Below are 13,306 nucleotides of genomic sequence, written 5' to 3' on the forward strand. Positions count from 1 at the left end.
AAAAAAGCCTGCAAAATTGCAGGCTTTGATCATTGAGAGGGGGATTAAACTTGGTTGTTAACATCATCATGTTTTGTTTCACGAATGGCCAAGAATGCCAACAGTGAAAGAATGGATGCTGCTGTCAAGTAGTAACCCACCGCTTGTAAGCCATATTTGGTTGCAAGTTCAGTTGCGATCAGAGGTGCAAAAGATGCGCCCAAAATACCTGCCAAGTTAAAGGTTAATGCTGAGCCTGTATAACGTACAGAAATCGGGAAAATTTCAGACAAGACCGTACCAATTGGACCATATGTCATTCCCATCAATGCTAAACCTACACATAAGAACAAGAACACAATCACTGTGCTACCTGACTCAAGCATACTGGCAAATACTAAACCAAAAAGTGCAGAGGCAATACATACCCCAATTGAGGTTGCTTTACGCCCAAACTTCTCAGCAAATACAGCAGAAAGCGGAATAAAAGCAGCAAAACACAGTGTTGCGACCAGTTGCATCTCTAAGAATTCTGCACGTGAGTAACCCAGTTGTTTGGTTCCCCAGTTGAGTGCAAATACTGTTGTGAGATAGAACACCACGAATGTACACACCGCAGCAATTGTGCCGAGGAAGAGCATTTTATAATGTTTGGTCACAACTTCTTTAAATGGAACATTAACTTCTTTTTGTTTGTCTAATACTTTTTGGAACGCTGGGGTTTCATGCAATTTTAAGCGAATATATAAACCCACAATCACCAATGCAGCACTTGCAAGGAATGGAATACGCCAGCCCCATTGCATAAAGTCTGCTTCAGACATCAATGCGCCAAGACCAAGGAATGAACCCGTTGCCAAGATAAAACCGATCGGTGCGCCCAGTTGCGGGAACATTCCATACCAAGCACGTTTGCCTTCAGGAGCATTTTCAGTTGCAAGTAGGACGGCACCAGACCATTCACCACCAAGACCTAAGCCTTGACCTAAACGACAAAGTGCAAGTAATAGTGGTGCAACGATACCAATCTGTGCATAGGTTGGAAGTAGACCAATACATACTGTTGAAACACCCATGGTCAATAAAGCCGCGACTAGGGTTGCTTTACGACCAATACGATCACCTAAGTGACCAAAGATTGCTGCGCCAATAGGGCGGGCAATAAATGCGATGGCAAATGTTGCGAGTGATTGAATTGTTGCCGTCATCGGATCTGTACTTGCTGGGAAGAACAGATGCGGAAAAATAAGGACTGCAGCAGTTGCATAGATATAAAAATCGAAGAATTCGATTGTTGTACCCACAAGACTTGCGAAAAGAACGCGAGCCTTTGAATTTGTTTGAATTTCTGGAGTAGCAGTAGATAATGACGCCATGGTGAACCTTACACTTTTAAAAGTAAAACGAGTCTTTAAAGCGTAATCTTTTTAAAAAAGGCGTAATTTCTTAAAAAAACAACGAGATCAACCCAAATTCACTCCATCAGGGTCACTGAATTTTGAGTGTCTATGAATTAAATGACGTAAAGATAGATTGCAAGGAAATGTGATCCTGCACCGACCAAAACAAATATATGCCAAATAGCATGAGTGTATCTTACTCTTTTTAAGGCATAAAACAATGCGCCTATTGTATATGCTAAACCACCAATGACCAATAATTTTAATGCTTCTGGTTTTAAATACTGTTGCATATCATCCATTACAAGCACGGCAAGCCAACCCATGACCAAATAAGCAATCAGTGAAATTTTTTCAAAACGATGAATGAATATTAACTTGAATAGTGTTCCAATGGCTGCAATGACCCAAAGTGCAATCAATAAATAATGTGCTTTTGCTGTTGGGATGGCAATTGCCAAAAAGGGCGTATAGGTTCCCGCAATTAAATAATAAATCGCAGTATGATCCAGCTTTTTATACCATTGGCGTTTTTTTTCATCGACAGAAAAATGATAAATTGCTGAACTGGAAAACAGTAAAATCATGCTTAGACCATAGACAAGCAATCCAAAAAATTGCCATCCATGCAGATAGTTGCCTTTAATCAGCATCAAAACAGTCGCTATAGCAGCCAAAATTGCACCGAATGCATGACTCAATGCATTAATACGTTCTTCTTGTGGTGCATAGATGTGAATCAATTTATCTGTCGACATTGGATCTTATTATCCTAAAAATACAACTGTATAGTAATGGAGTTTTACCTTTAAAGTAAGACGTCTTAAAATAGGTAACTTAATTAATACGAGTTTTGATTATGTCCAATGTGGCAAGCTTATCTGTTCAGGAACAACAATTTTTTGATAGCGTACAGCAAGCTATTGATAATCAAAGCTTAGATCGTTTGATTTTAAGTCAGTATAAAGGAGAATTGGTTGATTTAGAGAAAATGACCTTTCGCGTCATTCAGCTACAGAATGAAACGGTTCTAAGCTGTCTATATCGTTATAAAACCAATGATATTACTAAAAACTATCCCCTTACCGATGCGTTAACCACGATTCAGGGGCTGGCTGAGGATTGTAAACAAGCCAATTTATTTACCCATGAGGCTGAAACGCAGCTGAAGAAAAATAAAAAGAAAGCCTTGCTGACCGTCAGTAAAAATAAGCTGGATAAAACCGCTAAAAACCAACAACAAGGGCATGATCGTACAAAACATCGTTTTGTCGACCAAGAAAGTTATTTCCTCCAACCGCTTGGCATTACCGATGCCAATGCACAGATTATTCCAAGCATGGCACGTAAGTGGAAGCAGATTAACAAATTTGTTGAAATCTTTTCAGGTGCTTTAGTGCATATTCAACGGCCAGAGATTTTAGCGCATGATGGAAAAACCAAAGAGCAGGCTTTAAAAATTGTCGATTTTGGTTCAGGAAAAGGCTATTTAACTTTTGCTTTATATGATTATTTGGCAAAACAACATCAAACTCCATTTGTAACGGGTGTTGAGCTGAATGACAAAATGGTGAAATTTTGCCAAGAGGTTGCGCAAAAGTCTGATTTTAATCAATTGGATTTTTTCCAAGGTGATGTGAGAACGTATCATCCATCCCATTTGGATATTATGATTGCCTTACATGCGTGTGATGTTGCAACAGATTTTGCGATACATACCGGTATCCGTTTAAACGCTCAAATGATTATGTGTGCACCTTGTTGCCATAAAGAATTACGCCCACAATTGAATAGTCCACAAGTTCTACAACCGATGTTGCAATTCGGTATTCATGCAGGACAACAAGCTGAAATGCTGACAGATACCATTCGAGCTCTGTTGCTGAAAGCGTATGGTTATGAAACCAAAGTCTTTGAATTTGTGGCATTAGAACATACCAGTAAAAACAAAATGATTTTGGCAACCAAGTGTAAAGATTTCACTGCACCTGATCAAACAGTCTTAGATCAAATTCGGGCTTTAAAAGAGATGTATGGGATTCAAAAACAATCCTTAGAATTATTATTGAATGATCAGTGGGACCAGCAAGACATTGGCGCTAAGTGCTAGCGCGTTGTGAGGAGAGAACGCAGGTTTAACTGCTTTCTCTCTTGGTACTATTTAGATAATTTATTTTATTGCTGATTCATTTCATCAAGCTCAGCTTCGCTTGAGCCTGTGGTTTTTTGAGAAATGGTATCTGGAAAATATTGTGGATCATCCATTTCTGGAATCAATTGTTCACCCATTTTATGAATCAAGATACTGGTTTTTAATGTTTCTGTTGGGGCTTTAATCAGTAGTTCTGTTAGAAAGTCTGTTGCTTTAGCTGCAAATTGCGCATCACTTTCTTTGCTACCACGTTCAGGCATTTGAACATTGTCTAAATTAAGCACAGGGACTTTACAGGTTAACGGTACTTGAAAACTTTGACTATTTTCAATAATTTTACCATCTTGTTTACAGCTCTGATATGCAGCACTTTGAGCTTTCATTTGACGCTCAAATGCTGGCGCAACAATTTTAAAATCGCTGGCATTAAATTGTTCTTTGAGTATTTCCACCATTTTTTCAGATGCAGTGGCTTGTTTTTCGCCACTTTCATCGCGGTTTTTTTTAGCTTCAGCCTCTGAGATACCTGCAATTGCGGCACTCATTTTTAAATTAAGCTGATCTTGATTTGGGTCTTGAGAAAATAATCCAATCATGCTTTTTGAGATAATGTTCACACGATCTAGCTCGGATGTTTTTGCATAAATACTTTGAGTCGTCAGTAAAATTGCGCTATAAATAAATACTTTAAATTTATGATTTAGAAACATAATTATTCTACAAGTTTAGTTAAGTTGGTGAAAGTGAACGCATTGTCACTGTGCATTACATTAGCATAATTGCAAGAATGAAGGATCAATTTCTCAACCATTAGGATTTAAATAATGAGCCAATTTGTCATTCAATCTGGGCCGTGGAGTCAGCTTCAACACGATGCAAAACTGATTCGAAGCATGGTTTTTATCGAAGAACAAAACATCAGTGAAGCAGATGAATGGGATGAGCAGGATGCCATTTCATTACATTTTGTTGTATATGCACAAGATCAAGCCATTGCGACAGCGCGGTTATTGGAAAATAACAGTATTGGTCGAGTTGCTGTGTTGCAACAATATCGAGGTGAGGGGATTGGTAAACTGCTTATGCAACATATTATTCAAGTAGCAAAACAGCAAAATAGAGCATTTCTTCAATTATCCGCTCAAGTCTATGCAACGCGCTTCTATGAAAACTTAGGCTTTCAGGTACAAGGTGAAGAATATTTAGATTGTGAGATTCCACATATCGATATGGGGTTAAGTTTAAAAAATGACTGAATTGAAATAAGCCAAGATTGAAATAAACCAAGATTGAAATAAACCAAGAGAATCGATTTGCCCATGCTCAGTATAAAAACCCCGTTAATTCAATCTTTAGTTTTAAGCCAACTGAATCAATGTCAGGTGTGGTTAAAAATGGAAGCCTTACAACCGTCGGCATCATTTAAACAACGAGGCATTAGCCATGCCTGTCAAAAATATTTTGAGCAGGGTGCTCAGCGTTTTATCAGTTCATCAGGTGGCAATGCAGGATTAGCTGTTGCTTATACAGGTCGACAACTGGGTGTTCCTGTGACCGTCGTTGTTCCTGAAACCACAGCACAACGTGCGAGAGAATTAATTGCCCAGCAAGGTGCAGAAGTCATCGTACATGGCGCTTCATGGACTGAAGCCAATGCTTTAGCGCAGTCCTTATTAACACAGCATGATGTATTTATTCATCCTTTTGATCATCCACTGTTATGGGAAGGCATTATCCCGATGATTGATGAAGTCATTGCAGAAGGTGTTACTCCAGATGCGGTGGTCTTATCTGTGGGTGGCGGAAGTTTACTTTCAGGTGTTGCAGCAGGATTAAAAAAACATGGTTTAGCCCATATTCCAATTTATGCGGTTGAAACCCAAGGTACAGCATCCTTACATGCTTCGATTGTCGCTAAGCAACATGTTGAATTGGATCAAGTGAGTGGTATAGCAACAACACTTGCAGCAAAAAAAGTCTGTCAAAATGCATTTGAAGTAAGCCAAGCACTTGAGGTTCGTAGTTTGGTGGTTTCAGATCAAGACACTGTAGATGCCTGTTTAAAATTTGTAGATGATCATCGTATTTTGGTTGAGCCAGCATGTGGTGCAACATTATCAGTGCTTTATGATCAGGCGATTCAATTTAAACCCGCTGATCAGGTCTTGGTGATTGTATGTGGTGGCGCAGGGATTACCCTAGAAACACTACAAGCATTCAATGGATAGATCGGATTGAATAGACAATCAATGATCATAATCTATTGATCCTTTAGCAAGTCTTTTCGATTTAGAGGATGGAGAGATGATTCAAGTTGTACTTTTTGATTTAGATCAAACCTTACTTGATCGCACCTCCTCCCTAAAGGCTTTTTTAAATTGGCAGGTAAATTTCTTCGAGCTGGTTGTGATTCAACAGAAACCACAATTTATTCAGCGTTTTATTGAGTTGGATAACAATGGTTCTGTATGGAAAGATCAGGTATATGCTCAACTTATTCAAGAGTTTCAAATATCTAACTATTCGACACAAGCGCTATTAGAGAATTATATTCTAGACTTTAATAAATTTTGTCGGAGCTTTAGCGATGTTGATCTGGTTATCTATAGCTTGTTTAAGGCAAATTTTTCTCTTGGATTAATCTCTAATGGAAAGACACCTTTTCAGGAAGATAATTTCAAAGCCTTAGGTTTAAGTGAGTATTTTTCGAGTGTGATTGTTTCAGAAGCTGTTGGACTGCGAAAGCCTCATCCAGAAATTTTCCAATTGGCATGTCAGCAGCTCGGTGTTATTCCTCAGCACTGCGTTTTTGTTGGCGACCATGAGATAGCAGACATTCGCGGTGCAAAAGCGTTGGGCATGAAAACGATCTTATTTGACCCTCAACAAAAATTAACATCGACACAGGCCGATCATCGTGTAAAGTCTTTTCAAGACATACTTAGTATTTTAAAAATAAAATGAAAAGATTATATAAGCACAGCATAGTAAAGTTTCAGGTTTTATTTTTATTTGGAGTAGTATCTCAATTCAGTGTATTTGCACAAGCCGAAACAGATAAACAACAACCGTTAGCCTATGAGTTGCAGGTGGAAATAAAGCCAAAAACTTATGATCCAGCGACACAGTCACGGATTCGGGTCTATCGAAAGGGTGCGACAAAAACTTTAATTCAACATTCATTTGATTGTGCAGGAAGAAAAGCTGGGATACGGGATTACTTAAGTGGAAATGGTGCATTATCTGCGCTAAAAGCGTATGCCAGAATCACCTTTAATATCGAAGAAGGGATGCCTCGTAGTGTGATTCAGAAAGAAGCTGAAAGCAATGCTATGCGAACTTACCAACTGATTTCTTATAAAGAGTTTATTTTAAATGCCGACCAACCTGTGAATTTATATGGTTTTGTATTTGGAGCGACTGATTCATCTCGGACAAAAGCACAAGTTTTTGATCAATGTGTGGATGCTGTTGCTTCGTTCAGACCACAGGCTGGACACGATTATGAAATTTTAGGTAAATATCAAAATAACCAATGCCAATTTCAAGTATTTGATCTAAAAACCAATCAAGAAGTGACTGTGTCTGACAAGCTTTATGCATGCCCTGAAAAGTCATGGAAATTTTGGAAAAGGGATCAGTAAATGAAAAGTGCAATACTTGGTATTTTTTTGATGATGGGTCTTATTGTATCCAATTTGACTTGGGCATCTTATCTCAATAAATGTCTCTTAACGGTTAAAGTCTTAGAAGAAACTTCAACCATGACGATGGCAATCAATGGGCCACAAGGTGAGTTTGAAAAAAGTAAATTGACGATGTATATCAAAATATTAAAAGCTGAAAAGAATGGAAGAGCTGACAGTGGATGCCAATCACTGGTCAATCAACGCATGCGAATTACGATTGAACAGCCACCTTTGATCAGTTTAGTCAAAGGGCAAGTTGTACAAGTAGAAAGCATCACTCAGGATGCTTTTCCACAAGAAGGATATGTCACGCAATACAAGCTAAAAAACTAGTCTGTTGGGAATTTCGCTTTTAGCCTCTGTGTGCGTTACTCCAGTCTTCTATGGCTTTTTGTCCGCTTTCTAAGCCAACTTCATAGGTATATTGCAATTTGCGTTTATCTTTACATAAACGGCCTGCTAACTTTTTATTGTCAGGTGGGCAGATTTCAAAAATGCTTTGTTGCGTATTTTGGCGGATAAAATCGACAGTTTGGTTATAACGAGTACAGCGGTTTTTCAGACTATCTGCAAAGCCAGTATGTTGATTAAGCAAATATTTTGCCAAGAATTGATCTGCTTTACTGCTGGCTTTAAAGTAATTTTGTGTACGCGTACGAATCACCAAGAGATTTTGAATATTTGCTTGTTGCGCTGCCCATTGAACAGGGAGGGCATCTGCGACACCGCCATCAAAATAAGGCTCTCCAAAAATTTCTACAGCCTGTCGTGTCAGATAGGGAATAGAACTAGAAGCACGTAATCCATCGATAATATTGTCTTTCCCAGCACGTAAATATTCAGGATAACCTGTACGAGCATGAGTCAACACCATATAAAAGTCAGGATTTTGACTAAATAAAGCTTGTTGATCTAGAGGATTCTCTTTCTCGACAATATCCCACATCCATTGCATATCCAGTAAATCCCCACCTTTAAAAAAGCGAGCATAACGAATAAATTCAGGTCGAAGTGAGTGGTCTAAATAGAGTTCGATATTACGACCTTGTTGTCGAGCAAGGTAATTGGCGAGGTTTGTTGAACCAGAAGACACTCCCACAAAAAGATCAAAAGGGTTAAAATTTTGTTGTAGGAAAGCGTCAAGTACACCGCAGGTAAAAGCCCCACGCATACCGCCACCTTCTACGACAAGCGCATTACGTGAATCATTGATCATAGATTGTTTAGTTTGCATGTTCTGGCTGAGCTGAGTTGTGTGGCATGTTTTTCATTTCATCATTCGACATTTGCTGCGTGTCATGTGGAGGTGCTGTATCGGTATTCTCCGTCTGAGGCGTCGCTATCTGCTTATTTTGCTGACTCGGCATATAATCTGGTTCATTGGTTACAGCCATATAGAAGAATACAAGGAATAAACAGCTAAAGATTGTTGCGAAAATTACTGCTTTAGATTTCCACAACGGTTTCTTGGGAGAGTTAACATCGTTCATAGGAAAATTCCTAAAAGAATGAAATGTGTAGCTATTTTATAACATAAAGCAGTAGTAAAGTTGGCATTGCTATAAAAGACATAAATTAAATGAGGCTTATGTATATAAACACAACATGGATTGATCAGCATATGAATACATATCAGACATAACAAACAGGCTGAGATTAAAATTGAAACCAAGCATACAAACAAGATTATTTTGAGCTTGATTTTAGGTGTTTATGGAAATGAATAATGTTGATTTATTAGAAATATATGAATATTTAAACAACATTTTTAGTGAGATTATTTATTTAATTTTTCAACAATTAATCAAAAAATCTATTTGAATTTAAGTGTTTTTAGTAATGAAATTGTTTTTTTAAATAGAAAAATTTTAGAATTAATTTATAATAGAGGCAATTAAAACGAATAAATTATTAAAATGAACAGCTTAGTAAATAGCATTTATAAAATATTGGATCAGCTTGGACTAAACGCACAAAAACGAGCCTTGCATATCCAATTTAGCAATACAGACTTAAACAACCAAGTCTTCTTACAACGTATCGATGGGCAACATGGTCTAAACCAAGGTGTGTCTGTTGAATTGATTTGCCTTGCCACTTCAGCAACGATTCCGCTTAAACAATTTATCGGTAGCCAAGTGGCCATTGATCAAGTCACAGATCATGGACAACTGTTTCGTAGCACAGGGGTGATTACTGAGGCCGCACAAGGGCAAAGTGATGGCGCACTAACGTTATATAAACTCAAACTCGAAGATGCCACTTCATTGTGGCATAAACGCCGTAACAGCCGAGTGTTTATGAATAAGTCGGTTGTGCAAGTCATAGAAACGCTGTTTAAAGAATGGCAAGACAAAAGCCCACTCTTTGCATCCAGTTTAAGCCTTGATAAATGTGGACTGAAAAAAGACTACGATATCCGCCCATTCATTATGCAGAGTAACGAAAGTGACTATGCATTTTTAACCCGCTTGATGCGCAGTGAAGGGATCAACTGGTTGATTGATGAAGCACAATTGATTGTGCCTAGTTCTGCGACTCAAATTCAGCCACAAAAACTGCGTTTGGTGGATGATAACAGCGAATACAAAGCGCTAGAAAGAAGAAAGATCCGCTTCCATCGTAGCAGTGCCACCGAACAACAAGACAGCATCACCAGCTTTATTGGGCAACGTAGCTTACAACCCACTGCTGTCCACGTACAACGCTGGCAAGCAGATGTGTTAGAACAAGAAGAGGGTGCAGGCAGTGTTCAAAGCAAACACCAGCACAGTCAAAATCAGAACAATGCCAGTCTCGGTTTAGAACAAGCTTGGCATATTAGCCCAGCATGGATTCAAGACCTGAATGGTGAAGATCAAGCAACCGCGTCAAATAATAATCAGATTGAAAAGATCAACCAAAACCTCAGCCATTATTACGATGCTCAATCCAAACAATTTATAGCCAACTCCACTGTACGTGATGCACAAGTGGGGTATTGGTTTGAGTTAAACGAACACCCAGAAATAGACCAACACAGTGGCTCAGACAAAGAATTTCTGATCACATCAAAGACATTTTATAACCAGAACAATTTACCCAAAGACCTGAGTGAGCAAATCAATCGCTTGCTCCAACAAAGCAATTGGGTCAATTCAAATGTAGACTCAAACAACCAAGAACGCCAAGCCAATCAATTGGTACTACAACGCCGTAATATCACCACTGTTCCTGAATACCACCCACTACAACATCGTCCTAGTACCCATCCACAACGAGCCAAAGTGGTTGGGCCAAGTGGAGAAGAAATCCATGTCGATGAATGGGGACGCATTAAAGTTCGCTTCCTATTTACCCGCAATGAAGATCATAGTCATGATGGTGGTGCAGGGAGCAATGACAACGACACCGATTCCGCTTGGGTGGATGTACTGACCCCGTGGGCAGGTGAAGGTTATGGTGCGCGGTTCTTACCGAGGATTGGTGAGATTGTGGTGATAGATTTCTTTGATGGCAATATCGATCGACCATTTGTGGTGGGGCGTATTCATGAAGCGCAACGAAGTCCAACTAAATTTGATGACAAAGGCCAATTGCCTGATACCAAAAAATTAGCAGGGATCAAAAGTCGAGAAGTTAAAGGCAGTGGCTACAACCAACTTAGATTTGACGATACCACAGACCAAATTAGCAGCCAGCTACAAAGCAGTCACGGCGCGAGCCAACTTAACCTTGGTAATCTGAGTCATCCTAAAGAAACCGATACCAGTGAAGGGCGAGGCGAAGGCTTTGAACTAAGAACAGACCAATGGGGAGCAGTGCGTGCAGGACAAGGTTTATTGCTGAGTACCTATAGCCAAGACTCAGCTTCAGGTAACCATCTCGATGCGACCGCCGCGAAAAGTCAGTTAGAAAGCAGCCTAAATAATTCCAAAGCCTTAAGTGAAGTTGCTAAGAATCAGCAAACTGATCCACTGGATGTATTGGAAAATCTCAAGCAATTTCTTGATCAAATCGAAAAAGGTGAAAAAGACAAAGCTGATGCATTTAAACAAGCTTTGATGATTTTGGCTGCACCGAATTCAATCGCATTGGCAAGCAATGAAGACTTACATCTTTCTGCGGATAAACAAATCAGTTATACAGCAGGTGATAGTATCAACCTGAGTACGCAAAAGAATTTAGTTGCACATGCACAATCAAAGATTAGTCTTTTTGCGGCACAAGAAGGTGCAAGACTTTTTGCTGGGAAAGGTAAGGTTGAGATCCAAGCACAAGGTGATGGTGCGGATTTGATTGCACGTAAAGGTATTCAAATCATTTCGACTGAGGAGATGATTGAGCTAAAGAGTCTCAAAGAAATTATTATCACCTCTGGTGGCTCTCAATTAAAGATTAATGGTTCAGGTGTATTTGTGACCACGGCTGCTAAGTTCGAAGTGAAGGCAGGGCAACATAGTTTTATTGGTGGAGCAAAAGTCGATTATTCACTTCCATCATTCTATGAAAATATCTGTAAGCCTTGTTTGTTGGATGCAGCAAAGTTTGGAATGGCATTTGTTGATAAATAAAATGAAAAGAAAAATTGTTCCATTTAAAAATATAAAAAGCTGTATCGAAGATGATCAACATGATTTGAACATGTATTTAATCTTGGATGCGGCGCAAGTTTCAGATCAAACTTTGCACTTTATCAATACATGGCGAAATGACGCAAGGCTCGAGTTTTATTCATTATTTTCAGGTACAACGGAGGGCAAGGCACCTTTTGAAGTTGCCCCTGTACTTGTTTTAATCAATGATTTAGAGGTGCTCGAAGAAGAAGGGTTTAGCTTTATTCATCAAACATGGAAAGATGAACAGGCTTTAAATCTGGTATGCAGTTCATTGGATTTGACTCAGTTTGTTAAAAAGATGAAACGCTATCTCACAGTAGAATTTCCTGATGGTACACAAAAATTATTTAGATGGTTTGATCCAAGAATTGTTAAAAAAATTCATAAAATACTGACAGATCAACAAGAAGATGAGTTTTTTGAGGGTATTACAAAATGGATCATTTCAATTCGAAATTATCAGGATGTAGATTCTAATCAATTAATGGTATTGGAGAATGCATAATGTTCATACTCAGCCAAGAAAAATTATATGAATTAGATGTTGAGCAAAATAAAGAATTTTTATATGACCTTGTCTATGAAATTATAAAAGAAAACCCAGCCCTTAAACTGAATGGGCAATTTGATCAGCTATTAGAACCTGTCCAAAGCCTGATCAATCTATATATTGAAAAAGGCATCAATCAAATTTATACACTCAAATATATGGTGAAGAGCCATGTTTATTTGGGAATAGATTATGCAAATGATCCGCAATATCTTTGGCTCCAAAATGAAATGCAGCATTACAATATTGCGGAGCAAGTATCTTATGTAGATGCTTTTTATACACTTTTGGAAAGCTATAAAAGTGTAGTTTTAGGGTATGATTTTAAATTTTTTTTTAAAGCAATTGAGCAGTTAAATCAGAGTCTTAGCTATTCTAATCTTCAAGAAAATCTTTCAATTATTTATCCAGAAAAAATAGAGTTTTTAAAACAAAAAGATTTATTGGGTTCACTTCAAGAAAATTATTCCAATGATATCCAATCATATAAAGAGTATGTATTGGGAAAAGAATTTCATCATAACGTTTTTATAAAAAATTTGATTAATTTGGAGGTTTAAGATGGGTGTTGGTGGTGCAAGTCCTACAGCGGGCGCTTCATGTGCAACGTGTTTAAGGAAGTTTACGGTTCATTTTAGGCATAATGAGAAAGATTTCGATGGTGGTTATGGATTTGACTGGTTAAGAAATGAGTATGTTAATAATCTCAAAAAAGTAGACGGCATAAGTTATAAAAATACATTCAGAGGAAATATTTCAGATTTGCTTGCTATTTATTCGGAGGGTCAAAAGACATTAATACGGCCATATGGCTATAATTATATACCTGCATGGTTAGCAATTTTTCCAAAGACAACAAGTAAACAAAGTGCATCTGGTTCACAGGAAATTAATAAAAATGGTGTGGATTTAGATTTAGAAATTGTTCAATTAAGGAG

14 protein-coding genes and 1 pseudogene are annotated in these 13,306 nt (G+C 38.2%); 10 read left to right on the forward strand and 5 right to left on the reverse strand.

Annotation, left to right across the window (positions count from 1 at the left end; genetic code table 11):
* Nucleotides 1-44 precede the first annotated feature (44 nt).
* Nucleotides 45-1,355 carry an MFS transporter gene (locus tag GJV03_RS17420; protein WP_004724104.1) on the reverse strand — a complete coding sequence of 437 codons (1,311 nt, stop codon included), beginning with the start codon at nucleotides 1,353-1,355 and terminating at the stop codon, nucleotides 45-47.
* 137 nt (nucleotides 1,356-1,492) lie between these two features.
* A complete protein-coding gene (locus GJV03_RS17425; RefSeq protein ID WP_151957606.1) occupies nucleotides 1,493-2,137 on the reverse strand; it encodes a hemolysin III family protein in 645 nt (214 codons plus the stop codon).
* 101 nt (nucleotides 2,138-2,238) lie between these two features.
* On the opposite strand from GJV03_RS17425, the gene GJV03_RS17430 reads away from it, so the two are divergent.
* The gene (locus GJV03_RS17430) at nucleotides 2,239-3,489 is read left to right on the forward strand and encodes an SAM-dependent methyltransferase (protein WP_154130688.1); all 1,251 of its coding nucleotides are present in this window, start codon (nucleotides 2,239-2,241) and stop codon (nucleotides 3,487-3,489) included.
* 65 nt (nucleotides 3,490-3,554) lie between these two features.
* On the opposite strand, the gene GJV03_RS17435 is transcribed toward GJV03_RS17430, so the two are convergent.
* Nucleotides 3,555-4,241 (reverse strand): hypothetical protein, encoded by a 687-nt coding sequence (locus GJV03_RS17435; RefSeq protein WP_154130689.1) that lies wholly within the window; start codon nucleotides 4,239-4,241, stop codon nucleotides 3,555-3,557.
* 114 nt (nucleotides 4,242-4,355) lie between these two features.
* Between GJV03_RS17435 and GJV03_RS17440 the strand changes: the two genes are divergently transcribed.
* The 5 genes from GJV03_RS17440 (at nucleotide 4,356) to GJV03_RS17460 (ending at nucleotide 7,553) form a co-directional block, all read left to right on the forward strand.
* Nucleotides 4,356-4,787, forward strand: a complete 432-nt coding sequence (locus GJV03_RS17440; protein WP_105714467.1) for a GNAT family N-acetyltransferase — start codon at nucleotides 4,356-4,358, stop codon at nucleotides 4,785-4,787.
* A 63-nt stretch (nucleotides 4,788-4,850) separates the two neighbouring features.
* Nucleotides 4,851-5,759: a pyridoxal-phosphate dependent enzyme gene (locus tag GJV03_RS17445; protein WP_154130690.1), complete on the forward strand. Its 909-nt coding sequence runs from the start codon at nucleotides 4,851-4,853 to the stop codon at nucleotides 5,757-5,759.
* A 76-nt stretch (nucleotides 5,760-5,835) separates the two neighbouring features.
* Nucleotides 5,836-6,495: an HAD family hydrolase gene (locus GJV03_RS17450; protein WP_154130691.1), complete on the forward strand. Its 660-nt coding sequence runs from the start codon at nucleotides 5,836-5,838 to the stop codon at nucleotides 6,493-6,495.
* Complete coding sequence (locus GJV03_RS17455) at nucleotides 6,492-7,175, forward strand: hypothetical protein (protein ID WP_154130692.1); 684 nt, start codon at nucleotides 6,492-6,494, stop codon at nucleotides 7,173-7,175. The genes GJV03_RS17450 and GJV03_RS17455 overlap by 4 nt, the downstream gene beginning before the upstream one ends.
* Nucleotides 7,176-7,553: a hypothetical protein gene (locus GJV03_RS17460; RefSeq protein WP_154130693.1), complete on the forward strand. Its 378-nt coding sequence runs from the start codon at nucleotides 7,176-7,178 to the stop codon at nucleotides 7,551-7,553. It begins immediately after the preceding gene.
* Between the two features lie 19 nt (nucleotides 7,554-7,572).
* Here GJV03_RS17460 and GJV03_RS17465 read toward each other — a convergent pair whose 3' ends face one another.
* Together GJV03_RS17465 and GJV03_RS17470 are read right to left on the reverse strand one after the other, a co-directional pair.
* Complete coding sequence (locus tag GJV03_RS17465; RefSeq protein ID WP_154130697.1) at nucleotides 7,573-8,436, reverse strand: patatin family protein; 864 nt, start codon at nucleotides 8,434-8,436, stop codon at nucleotides 7,573-7,575.
* A 7-nt stretch (nucleotides 8,437-8,443) separates the two neighbouring features.
* A complete protein-coding gene (locus GJV03_RS17470; RefSeq protein WP_004724087.1) occupies nucleotides 8,444-8,710 on the reverse strand; it encodes a hypothetical protein in 267 nt (88 codons plus the stop codon).
* Nucleotides 8,711-9,136: 426 nt separating this feature from the next.
* Between GJV03_RS17470 and GJV03_RS17475 the strand changes: the two genes are divergently transcribed.
* From GJV03_RS17475 to GJV03_RS17490, 4 genes and pseudogenes are all read left to right on the forward strand, one after another.
* Nucleotides 9,137-11,773, forward strand: a complete 2,637-nt coding sequence (locus tag GJV03_RS17475; RefSeq protein ID WP_154130694.1) for a type VI secretion system Vgr family protein — start codon at nucleotides 9,137-9,139, stop codon at nucleotides 11,771-11,773.
* A 1-nt stretch (nucleotide 11,774) separates the two neighbouring features.
* On the forward strand, nucleotides 11,775-12,323 hold the full coding sequence (locus GJV03_RS17480; RefSeq protein ID WP_171501874.1) for a DUF4123 domain-containing protein: 549 nt from the start codon (nucleotides 11,775-11,777) through the stop codon (nucleotides 12,321-12,323).
* Nucleotides 12,323-12,928 (forward strand): hypothetical protein, encoded by a 606-nt coding sequence (locus tag GJV03_RS17485; RefSeq protein WP_154130696.1) that lies wholly within the window; start codon nucleotides 12,323-12,325, stop codon nucleotides 12,926-12,928. Before GJV03_RS17480 ends, GJV03_RS17485 begins: the two co-directional genes overlap by 1 nt.
* A gap of 1 nt (nucleotide 12,929) precedes the next feature.
* Nucleotides 12,930-13,306: pseudogene (locus GJV03_RS17490) on the forward strand (hypothetical protein); the annotation flags it as partial.

The sequence above is a fragment of the Acinetobacter sp. RIT698 genome, from assembly GCF_009668065.1.
GTDB classification, from domain to species: domain Bacteria; phylum Pseudomonadota; class Gammaproteobacteria; order Pseudomonadales; family Moraxellaceae; genus Acinetobacter; species Acinetobacter guillouiae.

Bases quoted from the DNA above. Each gene is read 5' to 3' on its own strand.
- GJV03_RS17420 (WP_004724104.1), bottom strand. From the start codon at position 1,355: ATGGCGTCATTATCTACTGCTACTCCAGAAATTCAAACAAATTCAAAG.
- GJV03_RS17425 (WP_151957606.1), bottom strand. From the start codon at position 2,137: ATGTCGACAGATAAATTGATTCACATCTATGCACCACAAGAAGAACGT.
- GJV03_RS17430 (WP_154130688.1), top strand. From the start codon at position 2,239: ATGTCCAATGTGGCAAGCTTATCTGTTCAGGAACAACAATTTTTTGAT.
- GJV03_RS17435 (WP_154130689.1), bottom strand. From the start codon at position 4,241: ATGTTTCTAAATCATAAATTTAAAGTATTTATTTATAGCGCAATTTTA.
- GJV03_RS17440 (WP_105714467.1), top strand. From the start codon at position 4,356: ATGAGCCAATTTGTCATTCAATCTGGGCCGTGGAGTCAGCTTCAACAC.
- GJV03_RS17445 (WP_154130690.1), top strand. From the start codon at position 4,851: ATGCTCAGTATAAAAACCCCGTTAATTCAATCTTTAGTTTTAAGCCAA.
- GJV03_RS17450 (WP_154130691.1), top strand. From the start codon at position 5,836: ATGATTCAAGTTGTACTTTTTGATTTAGATCAAACCTTACTTGATCGC.
- GJV03_RS17455 (WP_154130692.1), top strand. From the start codon at position 6,492: ATGAAAAGATTATATAAGCACAGCATAGTAAAGTTTCAGGTTTTATTT.
- GJV03_RS17460 (WP_154130693.1), top strand. From the start codon at position 7,176: ATGAAAAGTGCAATACTTGGTATTTTTTTGATGATGGGTCTTATTGTA.
- GJV03_RS17465 (WP_154130697.1), bottom strand. From the start codon at position 8,436: ATGATCAATGATTCACGTAATGCGCTTGTCGTAGAAGGTGGCGGTATG.
- GJV03_RS17470 (WP_004724087.1), bottom strand. From the start codon at position 8,710: ATGAACGATGTTAACTCTCCCAAGAAACCGTTGTGGAAATCTAAAGCA.
- GJV03_RS17475 (WP_154130694.1), top strand. From the start codon at position 9,137: ATGAACAGCTTAGTAAATAGCATTTATAAAATATTGGATCAGCTTGGA.
- GJV03_RS17480 (WP_171501874.1), top strand. From the start codon at position 11,775: ATGAAAAGAAAAATTGTTCCATTTAAAAATATAAAAAGCTGTATCGAA.
- GJV03_RS17485 (WP_154130696.1), top strand. From the start codon at position 12,323: ATGTTCATACTCAGCCAAGAAAAATTATATGAATTAGATGTTGAGCAA.